Origin of the sequence: Halomonas ramblicola (genome assembly GCF_030409215.1) — a bacterium.
Lineage (GTDB): Bacteria > Pseudomonadota > Gammaproteobacteria > Pseudomonadales > Halomonadaceae > Halomonas > Halomonas ramblicola.
Map to the genome: position 1 here is coordinate 40,998 of NZ_JAUFPL010000010.1, position 15,709 is coordinate 56,706.

The window sequence follows — 15,709 nt, forward strand, 5'->3', positions numbered from 1 at the left end:
GCGGCGGGCAGGTTGGCCACGCCGTACAGCAGTTGCCTGAGGTACATCATGGTACCGCCCACCAGCAGCGGCACCCGACCGGCTGCGCTGATTCGTCGCATCTCGACCAGGGCGTCCTCGCGAAAATCCGCCGCCGAATAGGGCTCCGCCGGATCGCGGATGTCGATCAGCCGGTGCGGGGCGCGGGCCAGTTCCTCGGGCGACGGCTTGGCACTGCCGATGTCCATGCCGCGGTAGACCATGGCCGAGTCGACGCTGATCAGCTCGACGCCCAGCCGCTCGTGGAGCTCGATGGCCAGGTCGGTCTTGCCGGCGGCGGTGGGCCCCATCAGCAGGATGGCGGGAGGGCGCGTATCGGGCATCGGGGTCTCGGGCTCTCTCTGGCTTGGAGCAGGGAAGCTTGCCCGGCGGCAAGCCTGCGAGGAGGCGCTGTGAACCCATCCCTGGGCGCTACCGACGCCATCCCTGGCGTAGGACCTCCTCTTCGGCCTGCCCCCGGCGCTTCTCGCCACACAGGTGGTAGTGTTACCTATTCTATTGCCCCCTCAGGAAGAGGCGGTCCAGCTCCTTCATGCTCATCTCGGTCCAGGTGGGCCGGCCGTGGTTGCACTGGCCGCTGCGCTCGGTGCGTTCCATGTCGCGCAGCAGGGCGTTCATCTCCTCCAGGGTCAGGCGGCGGTTGGCACGCACGCTGCCGTGGCAGGCCATGGTGGAGAGCAGCTCGTTGACGTGGGCCTCGAGGCGGTCGGAGCGGCCGTAGCGTTCCAGGTCGGCGAGCATGTCGCGGATCAGCGGTTCCACATCGGCATCACTCAGCAGCGCCGGCAGCTGACGCACCAGCAGGCTCTCGGGGCCGGCCACGTCGAGCTCCACGCCGAAGCGGGAGAAGGCCTCGCGTTCCGCCTCGGCGGTGGCCACCTCGGCGGGGCTGGCCGCCAGCGCAACCGGCACCAGCAACGGCTGGGCCTCCAGGGCGCCGCCGTGCACCTGGGCCTTCATGCGCTCATAGACGATGCGCTCATGGGCGGCGTGCATGTCCACCAGGATCAGGCCGCGCTCGCTCTGGGAGAGGATGTAGACGCCGTGCAGCTGGGCCACGGCGTAGCCCAGCGGCGGCGCCCGGGTATCGTCCTCCTCGGGCAGGGTCGGCGGCCGCGCGGCGCGGAACGCCTCACGCTCGGCCAGGGCCACCCCGGCGGCCGCGCCACCGGCACCCGGCGCCGCCGACTGGGGGGTGAGCAGGCTCTCCTCGTGGTCCGGGTGCAGGTTGCGATAGCCCTCCATAAAGGCCCTGACCCTGTCGGGCGTCACCTTGCTACCGGCGTCGTCACGGCCAGGCAGCGACATGGGCTGCTGCTGCCAGCGCCCGGCGGCCTCCGCCACCCGTGGCGGCTCGGCTTCCGGCGATGGGGCGCCCTCCCCGGCCTCGTCGGCCACGGTGCCGGCCGGCTGCCCGGCCCGCGCCTCCCCCAGCGCCCGGTGCAGGCTGGAGAACAGGAAGTCGTGGACCATGCGGCCGTCGCGGAAGCGCACCTCGTGCTTAGTGGGGTGGACGTTGACGTCCACCACCTCGGGGTCCACCTCCAGGTAGAGCACGAAGACCGGATGGCGGCCGTGGAAGAGCACGTCGCGGTAGGCCTGGCGAATGGCGTGGGCCACCAGGCGGTCGCGTACCACCCGACCGTTGACGAAGAAGTACTGCTGGTCGGCCTGGGCCCGGGAGTGGGTGGGCAGCCCCACCCAGCCCCACAACCGCAGGCCCGAAGCCCCGATATCCAGGTGCAGGGCGTGCTCCAGGAAGGCACGCCCGAGCAGCGCGGCGATGCGCCGCTCGCGCGAGGCGGGATCACTGCCGGGACGCAGCTGGTGGATGGCCTTGTGGTTGTGGTGCAGCACCCAGCCGATGTCGAAGCGCGACAGCGCCTGGCGGCGGAAGGCCTCCTCGACGTGACCGAACTCGGTCTTCTCGGTGCGCAGGAACTTGCGCCGGGCCGGCGTGTTGAAGAAGAGGTCGCGTACCGTCACCGAGGTGCCGCGGGGATGCGGCGCGGGGGACACCCGCGGCTCCATCTGGCGTCCCTCGACCACCACCCGCCAGCCGGCGGTGGGATCGTCGTCGACGTTGGAGGCCAACTCCAGACGCGACACCGAGCTGATCGAGGCCAGGGCCTCACCGCGAAAGCCCAGGCTGGCCACCCCCTCGAGCTCCTCCAGGGAGGCGATCTTGCTGGTGGCGTGGCGCGACAGCGCCAGCGGCAGGTCCTCCTCGGCGATGCCGCCGCCGTCGTCGCGCACCCGGATCAGCCGGGCACCGCCGGCCTCGAGCTCTACCTCGATGCGCCGGCTGCCGGCGTCGATGGCGTTCTCCACCAGTTCCTTGACCACCGAGGCGGGGCGTTCCACCACCTCGCCGGCGGCGATCTGGTTGGCGAGTCGCGGGTCGAGGACCCGGATGCGGCGTTGTTCGGTCATAGCACTCCACGAAAGCTGGAAGAACAGCTTGTCATCGAAATCCAACCCTCACCATCTTCTTCAAGCTTCCAGGCGCGCAGCGCCGCTCTTCCAGCTTCCGGCTTATGAGCGGGGGATCCGCAGCACCTGTCCCACGCGGATCACGTCGCCATTGAGTTCGTTGGCCTGCTTGAGCTGGGCCACCGGCACGCCGTGACGGGCGGCGATCTCGGAGAGGGTATCGCCCGGCTGGATGCGGTACTCGTTACCATCGGTGCGGCGGTCGTTGTCACGCTGCCAGGCCAGCAGGCTCGCCGGCGGCGGGTTGTGCCGGAAGTGTTCCTCGATGCCGGTGAAGATCGCCCGGGCCAGGCCCTGCTGGTGGGAGGTGTCGAGCAGGCGGCGCTCCTCGTCCGGGTTGGAGATGAAGCCGGTCTCGATCAGCAGCGAGGGGATGTCCGGCGACTTGAGCACCACGAAGCCGGCCTGTTCGACCCGCGACTTGTGCAGGCGATTGACGCCCCCCAGGCGATCGAGCACCTGGCCGCCAATGGACAGCGAATCGTTGAGGGTCGCGGTCATGGTCAGGTCGAGTAACACGCCGCGCAATACCTCGTCCTTGTCCTTGAGCGACAGGCTACCGTCCACCCCCCCTATCAGGTCGGCGCGGTTCTCGCTGGCCGCCAGCCACTGGGCGGTCTCCGAGGTGGCGCCGCGCTGGGAGAGCGCATAGACGGAGCTGCCATTGGGCCGCGGGCTGTTGAAGGCATCGGCGTGGATGGAGACGAAGAAGTCGGCCTTCTGCTCTCGGGCGATGCGGGTGCGCTGGCGCAGGCCGATGTAGTAGTCGCCGTCGCGGATCATCACCGCGCGGAAGCCCTCGGTGCCATCGACCAGGCGCTGCAGGCGCCGGGCGATCTCCATCACCACATCCTTCTCGCGGGTCCCCGAGGGGCCGATGGCGCCCGGGTCCTCGCCACCGTGACCGGCGTCGATGGCGACGATGATGTCACGCTTGGGGTGCGGCTGGGCCTGCTGCAGGGCCACGGAGGGTTCCGGCTCCACCGTGGTGCCGCCCGCCTCGGCCCGGGCGCGGTTGGCGACGATCTCCTGCTCGCGGAGCATCGCCTCGATGGGATCGATGGGATCCTCCACCGCGCTCTCGCCGGGGTACTCCAGGTCCACCACCAGGCGGTGGCCATACTGGTCGTTGGGCTCCAGGGTGAAGTGGCGCGGCGCCACCTCGCGTTCCAGTTCCAGCACCACGCGCAGGCCGTCGCCGTCGCGCACCCCGGTGCGGATGCGGCTGATGGCACTGCCGGAGAGATCGACGCCGGCGACGTCGGCGGCCAGGCGGGTATCCTCGAGATCGATCACCAGCCGGCGCGGGTTGTCCAGCCCGAAGACATCGGCCTCGACCGGTGAGGCCATGTCGAACACCAGGCGCGCATGGTCGGGTGCCGCCCACAGGCGCAGGTTCTCCACCTCGCCGGCCTGCAGGCCGGCGAGGGGGATCAGCAGCAGGAACGCCGCCAGCAGGCGACTCATCAGCCGTTGCCTCATGGCGTGGACTCGCCCTCCGCCGTCGCGTTCCCCTCCGCCAGGCGCCAGCCGGCCACCGCCGGCATCTCGGCCAGGCGCTCCAGCACCCGTCGTCCCCGACCGCTGGACGCCTCGAGGCACGCCTCGCGCCCCGCCCCGGCCAGGCACAGCCGCACGCGCAGGTCGGGGGCCGGCAGCCAACCCTCGCCGTGCTCCGGCCACTCGATGAGGCACAGGGCGTCGTCGCCCAGCAGGTCGCGACCGCCGATGAACTCCAGCTCCTCGGGATCGCCCAGGCGATAGAGGTCGAAGTGGTGGAGGCGCACCTCGTCCAGCTCGTAGGGCTCCACCAGGGTGTAGGTGGGGCTCTTCACGGCACCGCCATGGCCGTAGGCGCGCAGGATGCCGCGGGCCAGGGTGGTCTTGCCGGCGCCGAGTTCGCCTTCCAGGTAGACCCGCCCACGGCCGTGCAGGGCACGCCCCAGGCATTCGCCCAGCGCCACCTGACACGCTTCATCATCGAGTCGCAGCCGCATCGTCTCCGCCCATCGCCGGGTTGACAAGAAATCGCGCATAGGATGCCAGATCGCCGGCCAGCAGGCCACGCTCACCGCCATCGGCGGCGGCGAGATCGGCGGCCCGGGCATGGATCACCACGCCGAGACGGGCGGCGGCCTCGAGGGGCACGCCCTGGGCCAGCAGCGCCCCCAGCATGCCCGATAGCGCATCGCCCATGCCGCCGCTGGCCATGCCCGGGTTGCCGTAGGGGCAGACCGCCAGGCCCCCGGGGCCCGCCACCAGGCTGCCGGCGCCCTTGAGGATGATCGCCCCACCCCGACGCCGCTGCAGCTCGGCCACCGCCGCGGGCCGGTCGGCCTCCACCTCGGCGGCGCTCACTCCCAGCAGGCGGGCCGCCTCGCCGGGATGCGGCGTGAGGACCCAGTCATCGCGACGCAGGCCGGGGAAGCGGGCGGCCAGCAGGTTGAGGCCATCGGCGTCCACCACCAGGGGGCGGCCGACGTCGAGGGCCGCCTGCAGCACGCCCTGCCCCCAGCTCGCCTGCCCCAGGCCCGGCCCCACCACCAGCACGTCGGCATGGCCGGGCAGTTCGCCGAGGTCGGCGGCACCGCGCACGCCGTGGACCATCACCTCGGGACGCCGCACCAGGCTGGCGGTGACGTGCTCCGGTGCCGTGGCCAGGCTGATCTTGCCGGTCCCCAGCCGCGCGCACGCCTCGGCGGCGAGCAGCGCCGCCCCGCCGAAGCCCGGCGCCCCGCCGAGGACCAGGGCGTGACCGCAGTCGCCCTTGTGGGCGGCCCGCCGGCGCGGCGGCAGCCGGTCGGCGAGCGCGGCGATATCCAGCAGGCGCGCGGCGGGTGGCAGGTCCGTCTCGGCCTCGGCGTTCACGCCCAGGGCGCGGAAGACCAGCTCACCCACCCGGTCCGCCGCCGCCCCGGTATGCAGCCCCAGCTTGTCGCCGATAAAGGTCACGGTCAGCGTGGCCCTCACCGCCTCGCCCAGGACGGCGCCGGTATCGGCGTGCAGCCCCGAGGGAATGTCGAGGGCCAGCACCGGCCGGTCACTGGCGTTGACCGCGGCGATCGCCTCGCGGAAGGCACCGCGCACCTCGCCACTCAGCCCGGTGCCGAGCATGGCGTCGACCAGCAGCTCGTCGGACGGCGCCCTGTCCGGCCGCCAGGGCTCGGCCGCCACCCCGGCGGCCGTGGCCATGTCGGCGGCACGACGCGCATCCCCGCTCAGCTCGTCGATGGGCTTGAGCAGGATGCGCCGCACGGCCAGCCCCTCCGCCGCGGCCAATGCCGCCAGTACATGACCGTCGCCGCCGTTGTTGCCGCCACCGCACAGTACGCCGAGCGAACGCACCGCCGGCCAGCGCTGGCGCAGCACCTGCCAGGCCGCCGCGCTGGCGCGCTGCATCAGGGCGAAGCCGTCGATGCCCGCGGCGATGGTACGCCGGTCGAGCTCACGCACCTGCGCGGCGCGGTAGAGTGGCCTCGAAGGGCCGGCTGGACACATCATCCGCTGTCTCCCGGGTCGTGATGCTTTACCATAGCGAGTGTAAAGTCTCTGCGGCCCACGCCAAGTGGCCTGGGCCGCCTGCACGGTGTTTCCGCGATCATGGCCTTCCCGTCCGTCCGCGACAACGCTCCCGACCTCCAGGCCCTGGCCGGCCGGATCAAGACCTGGGGGCGCGAACTCGGCTTCCAGCAGGTCGGCATCACCGACGTCGACCTGGCCGAGGACGAGCGCTACCTGCAGCGCTGGCTCGATGCCGGCTACCACGGCGAGATGGGCTTCATGGCCAAGCATGGCACCAAGCGCACCCGCCCCGACGAGCTGGTGCCGGGCACGCTGCGGGTGATCAGCGTGCGCCTCGACTACCTGCCCGCCGAGGTGGAGACCGCCAAGGTACTGGGCCGACCCGAGCGTGCCTACGTCTCCCGCTATGCCACCGGCCGCGACTACCACAAGCTGATGCGCAAGCGCCTGGCGACGCTGGCCAAGTGGATCCAGGGCGAGGTGGGCGACTTCGGCTACCGCGCCTTCGTCGACTCGGCCCCGGTGATGGAACGGGCGCTGGCCCGCAAGGCGGGGCTCGGCTGGTTCGGCAAGAACGCCATGCTGCTCAATCCGCAGGCCGGCTCGCTGTTCTTCCTCGGCGAGCTCTATACCGACCTGCCCCTGCCGGTGGACGCCCCCTTCGAGTCGGAGCACTGCGGCAGCTGCAGCGCCTGCCGTAGCGCCTGCCCCACCGGCGCCATCGTCGAGGACAGGGTGGTGGACGCCCGGGCCTGCATCTCCTACCTGACCATCGAGCTGTTCGGCTCGATACCCGAGCGGTATCGCGAGGCCATGGGCAACCGGGTGTTCGGCTGCGACGACTGCCAGCTGGTCTGCCCCTTCACCCGCTTCACGCGGGCGACCCAGGAGCCCGACTTCACGCCGCGCCACGACCTGGATCGCGCCAGCCTGCTCGGCCTGTTCGCCTGGGGCGAGGGGGAATTCCTGGAGAAGACCGCCGGCAGCCCGATCCGGCGCATAGGCTACGAGCGCTGGCTGCGCAACCTCGCCGTGGGGCTGGGCAACGCCCCCTGGAGCGAGGCGGTGGAGGCCGCCCTGCTGGCCCGCCTGGCCTACCCCTCGGACCTGGTGCGCGAGCACGTGCGCTGGGCGCTGGCCCGGCAGCGGGAGAAGAAGCGACAGCTGATCGCTAGCGCCTAGCGCCTACTCCTCCTCGTCCCCCTCCGGCCCCGGCAGGCGCAGGAAGGTGTTGCGGTAATGGGCCAGTTCGGCGACGGATTCCTTGATGTCGTCCATGGCCAGGTGGACGTTGCGCTTCTGGAAACCCGCCAGGGCCCCCGGGTTCCAGCGCCGGGCCAGCTCCTTGAGGGTGGAAACATCGAGGTTACGGTAGTGGAAGAAGGCCAGCAGTTCGGGCATCTCCCGTTCGAGGAAGCGACGGTCCTGATGCACGCTGTTGCCGCACATCGGCGAGGTCCCGGGATCCACGTGGGCCCTGAGGAACTCGAGCGTCTGCCGCTGTGCCTCGGCGGTGTCGATGCGGCTCGCCTTGACCCGTCGCGTCAGCCCGGATTCGCCGTGGGTCCTGGTGCACCAGGCGTCCATGCCATCGAGCAGGCTGTCGGGCTGCTTCACGGCGATCACCGGCCCCTCGGCGACCAGGTTGAGTTCGTTGTCGGTGACCAGGGTCGCCACCTCGATGATCCGCTCGCGCTCGGGATCGAGCCCGGTCATCTCCAGGTCGATCCATACCAGGCGGTTCTTGCGCGGATCGGGCTTGTCGTCGGTCTGGGCCATGGGAAACCTTCCTTGCGGGGCGCCGCCACGCGGCTCGCGACAGCGGGCGCCATGGATGAGTACAATGCGCCCATTGTAGCGAGCTTCGGGCCCCCATGAGCAAACGCAAGCTGAGCCGCCAGCAGCGCTGGCGTATCGAGAAGATCCAGGCCGAGCGGGCCGCCCGCGCCGCTAGGCAGGAGGCCCGCGACGGCGAGACGCTCGCCGCCGGCGAGTACGGCCCCGAACGGCCGGGCCGGGTGATCGCCCACTTCGGCCGCAGCCTGGACGTGCGCCCGGAGGATGGCGATGAGCCGGTGCGCTGCCACCTGCGCGCCAACCTCGAGGGCCTGGTGACCGGCGACCGGGTGATCTGGCGCGCGGCTCATGCCCCCGATGGCCGCCCACGGGACGGGGTCGTGGTAGCCCGCGGCGAGCGCGACAGCGTGCTGGAACGCCCCGATGCCCGCGGCCAGCTCAAGCCGGTGGCGGCCAACATCGATCAACTGCTGATCGTCTTCGCCGCCGAGCCGGCGCCCCACGCCAACCTGATCGATCGCTACCTGGTGGCCGCCGAGGCCACCGGCATCGCTCCGGTGCTGGTGCTCAACAAGATCGACCTGCTGCCCGGGGGCGGCGACGAGTTGACGGCCCTTCTGGAGCGCTACGCCGCCCTGGGCTACCCGGTGGTGGCCACCACCACCGCCCGGGCGGATGGCCTGGACGCCCTGTACGCCCGCCTGGCCGGGCGCACCTCGGTGTTCGTCGGCCAGAGCGGCGTAGGCAAGTCGTCGCTGATCGACCGCCTGCTGCCCGACGAGGAACTTCGCATCGGGGCGCTGTCTCATGACTCGCGGAAGGGCACCCACACCACCACCACGGCGCGGCTCTACCGCCTCCCCGGGGCGGAAGGCGCCGAACTGATCGACTCCCCCGGCATCCGCGAGTTCGGGCTTGGCCACCTGGACGAGCGGCAGGTCGCCGAGGGCTTCATCGAGTTCCGCGATTTCCTGGGGCGCTGCCGCTTCCGCGACTGCCGCCACCGCCAGGAGCCGGGCTGCGCCCTGCTCCAGGCGGTGGAACGTGGAGAGATTCATCCCGAGCGGTTTGCCAGCTACCGGCGCATCGTCGACTCTCTGGAAGAGAGCTGACAGGACCATCATTCGAAGGAGAGCGTCATGAGTTCCGAAGCCAACCTGCTCCCACTGATCGTCGAGCCCGAGACCCTCGCCGAGCATCTCGACGAGCCGACGCTGCTGATCATCGACGTGCCGCTCAAGGCGGAGAGCTACGACCAGGGCCACGTGCCCGGCGCGGTCTTCCTCGACCACCGCCGGCTGATGCGCGGCGCGGGCGAGGTGCCCTGCCGGGAGCCGACCCCGGAGCAGCTCTCCGCGCTGTTCAGCGAGCTCGGCCTGACCCGCGACACCCATGTGGTGGCCTACGACGACGAGGGCGGCGGCTGGGCCGGGCGCCTGCTGTGGACCCTGGAGCTGATGGGACATGGCCGCTACTCCTACCTCAATGGCGGCATTCACGCCTGGCGCGAGGCCGACCAGCCGGTCTCCACCGATCCCCACACGCCCTCCCCCAGCGAGTACGAGGCGGAGCTCCTGCACCCCGAGGCGCTCATCGACCGCCTGGAACTCCAGGAACGGCTGGGCGAGAAGGGCTTCGCGGTATGGGACGCCCGCTCGCCGGCGGAATATCGCGGCGAGAAGGGCCAGAACCAGCGCCTGGGCCATATCCCCGGTGCGGTGAACCTGGAATGGACCCAGGCCATGGACCGCGAGCGCGGCCTGCGCATCCGCGACTACGCCGAGCTGATCACCGAGCTGGAGGCGCTGGGCCTGACCCCCGACATGGAGGTGGCGACCTACTGCCAGAGCCACCACCGCAGCGGCTTCACCTGGCTGGTGGGCAAGGCGCTGGGCTTCGAGAAGATCCGCGGCTATGCCGGCTCCTGGAGGGAGTGGGGCAACCGCGACGATACGCCGATCGAAAAGTAAGCCTATTCCACGCCCCCCTTTGAGGAACGACTCCTTCGTGACCCCCGCCAAGCTGTTTTCCCTGATCCAGTACCCGATTCCCCACCACCTGCTGTCGCGGCTGGTGGGCGGGCTCGCCGACTGCCGCCTGCCCTGGCTGAAGGACGCCCTGATCAAGGCCTTCATCCGCCGCTTCAGGGTCGACATGGGCGAGGCCGTCGAGCCCGACCCGACGGCCTACGCCAGCTTCAACGACTTCTTCACCCGTGCCCTGAAGGAGGGCGCCCGCCCCATCGGCGAGGGCATCGTGAGTCCCGCCGACGGCACCCTCTCGCAGTTCGGCCCCATCCAGGCCGGGCAGCTCCTGCAGGCCAAGGGCCATCGCTTCTCGGCCGAGGCGCTGCTCGGCGGCGACACCGCGGCCGCCGAGCGCTACCTGGGCGGCGGCTTCGCCACCGTCTACCTCTCGCCGCGGGACTATCATCGGGTACATATGCCAGTCGCCGGCACCCTCACCGAGATGGTCTACGTGCCCGGCCGGCTGTTCTCGGTGAACGCCGCCACCACCCGGCACGTCCCCCACCTGTTCGCCCGCAACGAACGGCTGGTGTGCCACTTCGACACCGAGCATGGCCCCATGGCGGTGGTGCTGGTGGGGGCGATGATCGTCGCCGCCATCGAGACGGTGTGGGCCGGCCAGGTCACGCCGCTCGCCGGCGAGGTCCAGCGGGTGCGCTTCGATACCCCGGTCAGGCTCGAGAAGGGCGAGGAGATGGGCCGCTTCAAGCTCGGCTCCACGGTGGTGATGGCCTTCGCCGAGCCCCCCGCCTTCGCCGACGGCCTCGTCCCCGGCGGCAAGGTGTGGATGGGGCAGTCGCTGGGGCGTTTCTAACAGCGCGGCGTGGCGAAGGCCATGACCTCCGCCACGCTCGCCTTGCCCAGGGCGAGCTGAATCAATCGGTCGAGGCCCAGCGCCACCCCGCTGCCGGCGGGCATGCCGTGGGCCAGCGCCGCCAGCAGGCGCTCGTCGACATCCACCTCGGTCAGGCCCACGGCACGGCGGGCGGCGTTATCCGCGGCGAAGCGCGCCGCCTGCTCCTTGGCGTCGGTGAGCTCGTCGTAGCCGTTGGCCAGCTCCAGCCCCTCGAGATAGAACTCGAAGCGCGAGGCCACCCACGCACCGTCCTCCGGGTCGCGATGGCGCCGCGCCAGGGCCGCCTGGCTGGCCGGGTAGTCGACCACCACGTCGAGGCCGTCACGCCCCAGGTGGGGCTCGATCTCGAGGCTCATCAGCAGGTCCAGGCAGTCGTCGCGGCCGGCCTCGCCCATGTCGAGTCCGCCCCGCTCGCCGGCCAGGCGCTTCAGCTCGGGCAACCCGACGGTGAAGGGGTCGAGGCCCAGCCGTTCGCGGAACAGCTCGCGGTAGCGCCGGCGACGCGGCGGTCCCGGGTCGCATCCCAGCACGGCCTCCACCAGCGCCACGGTCTCCCCGATCAGCTCATCCAGGGAAAAGCCGGGGCGGTACCACTCCAGCAGGGTGAACTCGAGGTTGTGGCGCCGCCCCACCTCGCCATCGCGAAAGCTGCGCGCCAGCTGGAAGATCGGCCCGCTGCCGGCGGCCAGCAGCCGCTTCATGTGGAACTCCGGCGAGGTCTGCAACCACAGCCGCTCGCGGCCGGCGGGCGTGGTCGCCCGGGTCGACAGCGAGGCCAGGTGTACGTCGGTGCTGCCGCCGTGGCCCAGCACCGGCGTCTCCACCTCCAGCACCCCGCGGGCGGCGAAGAAGGCACGCACCTCGGCGAGCCGCCGCGCCCGCTCGCGCAGGGTCTCGATCGACGCGGTGGGCCGCCAATCAGTTGCCATGACATATCCTCCAGAACGACGAAGGCCACGCCGAGGCGTGGCCAACGAACAAATACTGCCGGGCTCGCGGCCTCTCCGAGCGATGCTCAGACAAGGCGAATCCTGGTGAGGCGGCGGAGTTTAGCAGCGCTAAATGAGCAAGCCGATCCAGGATTCAACGCCGTCTGAGCGAGCGCAGGAAGGCCCTCGCCTCAGGCGCGGGAGACATACTCGCCGGTACGCGTATCGACCTTCAGCACCTCGCCCTCGTTGATGAACAGCGGCACGCGCACCACGGCGCCGGAGGAGAGGGTCGCCGGCTTGGAGCCGCCCTGGGCGGTGTCGCCCTTGAGGCCGGGGTCGGTCTCGGTGACCTCGAGCTCGATGAAGTTGGGCGGTGTCACGCTGATGGCGTTATCGTTCCACAGGGTCACGGTGTAGACCACCTGCTCCTTGAGCCACTTCTCGGTATCGCCCAGGGCCTTCTTCTCCACCGGATACTGCTCGAAGGAGCCGTCGGTCTTCATGAAGTACCACATCTCGCCGTCGTTATAGAGATACTCCATGTCCAGGTCCAGGACGTCGGCGCCCTCCAGGCTCTCGCCGGACTTGAAGGTACGCTCCCAGACCCGGCCGGTCATCAGGTTGCGCAGCTTGACGCGGTTGAACGCCTGGCCCTTGCCCGGCTTCACGAACTCGTTCTCGACGATCGTGCAGGGATCGCCGTCCAGCATCACCTTCAGACCGCCCTTGAATTCGTTGGTAGAATAGCTCGCCATCTTCACTCACCCATATATTCGAGCGCGCCCCCGGAGGCCCCGGCGGCGCGCTGGGAAAGACTTCGACGAGGGATGCCCCTCGCCCGTATTGACTGGTGTGCCGCATGATAACCCGAAGCCCCGCCCCTTTGCAGCGTCACCACGACGCCGAACCGCTCGAGCTCCAGGCCTCCTGGCAGTCTCAGCTGGCCGGCGCGGTGCGCGACCCCCGCGAACTCTGCCGGCGCCTCGGGCTGGCGGAGAGCTGGCTGCCCGGCGCCGAGGCGGGCCACCGCCTCTTCGAGGTGCGCGTGCCCGAGGCCCTCCTGGCCCGCATGCGCCCCGGCGACCCGCAAGACCCGCTGCTGCGCCAGGTGCTGCCCCTGGGCGAGGAGGCCCGGCCCGCGCCGGGCTACGTGGCCGACCCGCTGGCCGAGGCGGACCACACCCCGGCCCGCGGCCTGATCCACAAGTACGCCGGCCGGGTGCTGCTGATCGCCAGCCCCAGCTGCGCGGTGAACTGCCGCTACTGCTTCCGTCGCCACTTCCCCTACGCCGAGAACGCCCCCTCGCGGGCCCAGTGGGACGAGACCCTGGATCACCTGCGCCGCGACCCGAGCATCCGTGAGGCGATCCTCTCCGGCGGCGACCCGCTGGCCGCCAGCGACCGCCAACTGGCCTGGCTGGTGGAGCGCCTCGACACCATCCCCCACCTGAAGCGGCTGAGGATTCACACCCGCCTGCCGGTGGTGATTCCCGACCGCATCGACGACGCCCTGCTCGGCTGGCTCGGCGCCACCCGGCTGCAGAAGGTGGTGGTGCTGCATATCAACCACGCCCAGGAGATCGACGCCGCGGTGATCGAGGCCTGCGCCCGCCTGCGCGACGCCGGGGTGACCCTGCTCAACCAGGGCGTGGTGCTGCGCGGCGTCAACGACTCGGTCGACGCCCTGGCCGACCTCTCCGAGCGACTCTTCGAGGCCGGCGTGCTGCCCTACTACCTCCACGTGCTCGACCCGGTGGCCGGCGCGGCCCATTTTGACGTCCCCGACGACGAGGCCCGCGAGCTGGTCGCGGGCCTCAGGGAGGTGCTGCCGGGCTTCCTGGTGCCGAGGCTGGTCAGGGAGATCCCCGGCGAGGGCAGCAAGACGCCGCTTTGAGCTGGAAGCTGGAAGACCAGCGTGGTAGTGGGCCAGACAGAAGCAACCCCATTGGGACGGCCCGATGAGGTTGTTCTTTCTTCAAGCTTCAGGCTTCCAGCTTCAAGCTAACGTAGCGGCCGTGACGTTGGCCGCCGGCGCCTGGGTGGAGATCTTGCGATTGATGGCGCTCATCACTCCCTTCATGGAGGCGCTGGTGATGCTCTCGTCGGCGCCCACGCCGAACACCGCCTCACCGTCGATGCGCACCTCCACGTAGGCGATCGCCTCGGCGTCGGAGCCCTGGCCGCGGGAGTGCTCGTGGTAGTCGATGATCTCCACGTCGTGGCCGGCGGCCGCCAGCGCCTTGATGAAGGCCGCCAGCGGGCCGTTGCCCTCGCCGGTCAAGGTGCGGCGCTCGCCGTGCTCCTCGATGGTCGCCTCCAGGCTGACCCGCGGGCTGTCCGGCTCGGAGGAGAGCCGGTGGCTGACCAGCGCATAGGGCGAGGTCTGCGCCAGGTACTCGTCGGCGAAGGCCTGGTAGATCATCTGCGAGGTGATCTCGCGCCCGGTGCGATCGGCCACCTCCTGCACCACCTGGCTGAACTCGATGGAGAGGCGGCGCGGCAGCTCGATGCCGTGCTCCTGCTCCAGCAGGTAGGAGACGCCACCCTTGCCCGACTGGCTGTTGACGCGGATCACCGCCTCGTAGCTGCGGCCCACGTCCAGCGGGTCGATAGGCAGATAGGGGACCTCCCAGACGGCATCGGGGTTGGCGCGACGCTCGGCCATGCCCTTCTTGATGGCATCCTGGTGGGAGCCGGAGAAGGCGGTGAACACCAGGTCGCCCACGTAGGGGTGGCGCGGGTGCACCGGCAGCTGGTTGCAGTACTCCACCTCGCGCATGACCGGGGTGATGTTGGAAAAGTCGAGCCCCGGATGCACACCCTGGGTGTAGAGGTTCATGGCCAGGGTGACGATGTCCACGTTACCGGTGCGCTCGCCGTTGCCGAACAGACAGCCCTCGACGCGGTCGGCACCGGCCATGAGCGCCAGCTCGGCGGCGGCCACCCCGCTGCCGCGGTCGTTGTGCGGGTGCAGGCTGACGATCAGGTGGTCGCGGTGCTTGACGTTGCGGCAGAACCACTCGATCTGGTCGGCGTAGACGTTGGGCGTGGCCGCCTCCACGGTGGCCGGCAGGTTGACGATCATCGGCTTCTCGGCGGTGGGCCCATAGGCATCCATCACCGCCTCGACGATCTCCTTGGCGAAGTCCAGCTCGGTGGTGCTGAACAGTTCCGGTGAGTACTGGAAGGTCCAATGGGTCTCGGGCGCGGCGGTCATCAGCTCCTTGATCTGGGTGGTGGCATCCACGGCGATGCGGATGCACTCCTCCCGGCTGACGCCGAACACCACGCGGCGGAACACCGGATCGGTGGCGTTGTAGACGTGGACGATGGCGTTCTTCGCGCCCTGGAGCGCCTCGAAGGTTCGCTCGATCAGGGCCGGCCGCGCCTGGGTCAGTACCTGGATAGTGACGTCGTCCGGCACCTTGTCGTTCTCGATCAGCGAGCGCACGAAATCGAAGTCGGTCTGGGAGGCGGAGGGGAAGCCCACCTCGATCTGCTTGAAGCCGATCTTCACCAGCAGGTCGAAGAAGCGCTGCTTGCGCTCCTGGTCCATGGGGTCGATCAGCGCCTGATTGCCGTCGCGCAGGTCGACGCCGCACCAGATGGGCGGCGTCTCGATGCGCCGGTTCGGCCACTGGCGATCGGGCAGGTCCACGGCGGTGAAGGGGCGGTACTTGGCGGCGGGGTTGTCGAGCATCATGGTGGCGTTCTCCCTGGGCTGGCGGCTCTATGTTCGAAGGACGGGCGGCATTCAGAAACGACAACGCCCCGGATGCATCGAGCATACCGGGGCGCGGATACACGCAGCAAAACGGTTCATGCGACCGGCGACGGCCCGGCGCGAACGGCAACGACTGCGGACGACGATTGGGAAGGAAGACATTTCGGCACCTCGACTGACCTGGACTTAAAAGCGCAATGCACGGCGACATTGCCCGGCACGTTCAAAGGCCGGCTAGTAGTCGTAGGTCCAGGCTGAGGCGACGAAATTCGGTGTTCATGTGTCTAGCAAATCAGCCCGGGGTGCCGCTGTCAAGCCG

At 70.1% G+C, this 15,709-nt stretch carries 14 protein-coding genes; 5 read left to right on the forward strand and 9 right to left on the reverse strand.

What is annotated here, in order from left to right; translation table 11 throughout:
* The 5 genes from QWY80_RS01935 to QWY80_RS01955 form a co-directional block, all read right to left on the reverse strand.
* On the reverse strand, positions 1 to 362 hold a 362-nt coding region (locus QWY80_RS01935), incomplete at its 3' end, for a tRNA (adenosine(37)-N6)-dimethylallyltransferase (protein WP_290228986.1).
* Positions 363 to 534: 172 nt separating this feature from the next.
* Entirely contained in the window at positions 535 to 2,472 is a 1,938-nt protein-coding gene (mutL, locus tag QWY80_RS01940) for a DNA mismatch repair endonuclease MutL (protein WP_290228987.1), read from the reverse strand.
* A gap of 102 nt (positions 2,473 to 2,574) precedes the next feature.
* Positions 2,575 to 4,014, reverse strand: coding sequence for an N-acetylmuramoyl-L-alanine amidase (locus QWY80_RS01945; RefSeq protein ID WP_290228988.1), 1,440 nt, complete (start codon positions 4,012 to 4,014; stop codon positions 2,575 to 2,577).
* Positions 4,011 to 4,529, reverse strand: coding sequence for a tRNA (adenosine(37)-N6)-threonylcarbamoyltransferase complex ATPase subunit type 1 TsaE (gene tsaE / locus QWY80_RS01950; protein WP_290228989.1), 519 nt, complete (start codon positions 4,527 to 4,529; stop codon positions 4,011 to 4,013). The genes QWY80_RS01945 and tsaE overlap by 4 nt, the downstream gene beginning before the upstream one ends.
* Complete coding sequence (locus tag QWY80_RS01955; protein WP_290228990.1) at positions 4,510 to 6,033, reverse strand: NAD(P)H-hydrate dehydratase; 1,524 nt, start codon at positions 6,031 to 6,033, stop codon at positions 4,510 to 4,512. The genes tsaE and QWY80_RS01955 overlap by 20 nt, the downstream gene beginning before the upstream one ends.
* A 99-nt stretch (positions 6,034 to 6,132) precedes the next feature.
* Here QWY80_RS01955 and queG point away from each other — a divergent pair, with 99 nt between their 5' ends.
* On the forward strand, positions 6,133 to 7,236 hold the full coding sequence (queG, locus tag QWY80_RS01960) for a tRNA epoxyqueuosine(34) reductase QueG (protein ID WP_290228991.1): 1,104 nt from the start codon (positions 6,133 to 6,135) through the stop codon (positions 7,234 to 7,236).
* A gap of 3 nt (positions 7,237 to 7,239) precedes the next feature.
* Here queG and orn read toward each other — a convergent pair whose 3' ends face one another.
* On the reverse strand, positions 7,240 to 7,833 hold the full coding sequence (orn, locus tag QWY80_RS01965) for an oligoribonuclease (protein ID WP_290228992.1): 594 nt from the start codon (positions 7,831 to 7,833) through the stop codon (positions 7,240 to 7,242).
* A 95-nt stretch (positions 7,834 to 7,928) separates the two neighbouring features.
* Here orn and rsgA point away from each other — a divergent pair, with 95 nt between their 5' ends.
* Genes rsgA through asd form a run of 3 tightly spaced genes read left to right on the forward strand, consistent with a single transcriptional unit; the run spans position 7,929 to position 10,692 of the window.
* A complete protein-coding gene (gene rsgA / locus QWY80_RS01970) occupies positions 7,929 to 8,963 on the forward strand; it encodes a small ribosomal subunit biogenesis GTPase RsgA (protein ID WP_290228993.1) in 1,035 nt (344 codons plus the stop codon).
* A 27-nt stretch (positions 8,964 to 8,990) separates the two neighbouring features.
* Positions 8,991 to 9,821: a sulfurtransferase gene (locus QWY80_RS01975; protein ID WP_290228994.1), complete on the forward strand. Its 831-nt coding sequence runs from the start codon at positions 8,991 to 8,993 to the stop codon at positions 9,819 to 9,821.
* 37 nt (positions 9,822 to 9,858) lie between these two features.
* Positions 9,859 to 10,692, forward strand: a complete 834-nt coding sequence (gene asd, locus QWY80_RS01980; protein ID WP_290228995.1) for an archaetidylserine decarboxylase — start codon at positions 9,859 to 9,861, stop codon at positions 10,690 to 10,692.
* On the opposite strand, the gene epmA is transcribed toward asd, so the two are convergent.
* Complete coding sequence (gene epmA / locus QWY80_RS01985) at positions 10,689 to 11,663, reverse strand: EF-P lysine aminoacylase EpmA (RefSeq protein WP_290228996.1); 975 nt, start codon at positions 11,661 to 11,663, stop codon at positions 10,689 to 10,691. The two genes, asd and epmA, sit on opposite strands and share 4 nt — an antisense overlap.
* Before the next feature lie 191 nt (positions 11,664 to 11,854).
* The gene (gene efp, locus QWY80_RS01990) at positions 11,855 to 12,421 is read right to left on the reverse strand and encodes an elongation factor P (protein ID WP_290228997.1); all 567 of its coding nucleotides are present in this window, start codon (positions 12,419 to 12,421) and stop codon (positions 11,855 to 11,857) included.
* Positions 12,422 to 12,525: 104 nt separating this feature from the next.
* Here efp and epmB point away from each other — a divergent pair, with 104 nt between their 5' ends.
* Positions 12,526 to 13,560, forward strand: a complete 1,035-nt coding sequence (gene epmB / locus QWY80_RS01995; protein WP_290228998.1) for an EF-P beta-lysylation protein EpmB — start codon at positions 12,526 to 12,528, stop codon at positions 13,558 to 13,560.
* A gap of 102 nt (positions 13,561 to 13,662) precedes the next feature.
* On the opposite strand, the gene leuA is transcribed toward epmB, so the two are convergent.
* Positions 13,663 to 15,369 (reverse strand): 2-isopropylmalate synthase, encoded by a 1,707-nt coding sequence (gene leuA / locus QWY80_RS02000; protein WP_290228999.1) that lies wholly within the window; start codon positions 15,367 to 15,369, stop codon positions 13,663 to 13,665.
* Positions 15,370 to 15,709: the final 340 nt, after the last annotated feature.

Coding starts and splice junctions, on each gene's coding strand:
- mutL (WP_290228987.1), bottom strand. CDS start 2,472: ATGACCGAACAACGCCGCATCCGGGTCCTCGACCCGCGACTCGCCAAC.
- QWY80_RS01945 (WP_290228988.1), bottom strand. CDS start 4,014: ATGAGGCAACGGCTGATGAGTCGCCTGCTGGCGGCGTTCCTGCTGCTG.
- tsaE (WP_290228989.1), bottom strand. CDS start 4,529: ATGCGGCTGCGACTCGATGATGAAGCGTGTCAGGTGGCGCTGGGCGAA.
- QWY80_RS01955 (WP_290228990.1), bottom strand. CDS start 6,033: ATGATGTGTCCAGCCGGCCCTTCGAGGCCACTCTACCGCGCCGCGCAG.
- queG (WP_290228991.1), top strand. CDS start 6,133: ATGGCCTTCCCGTCCGTCCGCGACAACGCTCCCGACCTCCAGGCCCTG.
- orn (WP_290228992.1), bottom strand. CDS start 7,833: ATGGCCCAGACCGACGACAAGCCCGATCCGCGCAAGAACCGCCTGGTA.
- rsgA (WP_290228993.1), top strand. CDS start 7,929: ATGAGCAAACGCAAGCTGAGCCGCCAGCAGCGCTGGCGTATCGAGAAG.
- QWY80_RS01975 (WP_290228994.1), top strand. CDS start 8,991: ATGAGTTCCGAAGCCAACCTGCTCCCACTGATCGTCGAGCCCGAGACC.
- epmA (WP_290228996.1), bottom strand. CDS start 11,663: ATGGCAACTGATTGGCGGCCCACCGCGTCGATCGAGACCCTGCGCGAG.
- efp (WP_290228997.1), bottom strand. CDS start 12,421: ATGGCGAGCTATTCTACCAACGAATTCAAGGGCGGTCTGAAGGTGATG.
- epmB (WP_290228998.1), top strand. CDS start 12,526: ATGATAACCCGAAGCCCCGCCCCTTTGCAGCGTCACCACGACGCCGAA.
- leuA (WP_290228999.1), bottom strand. CDS start 15,369: ATGATGCTCGACAACCCCGCCGCCAAGTACCGCCCCTTCACCGCCGTG.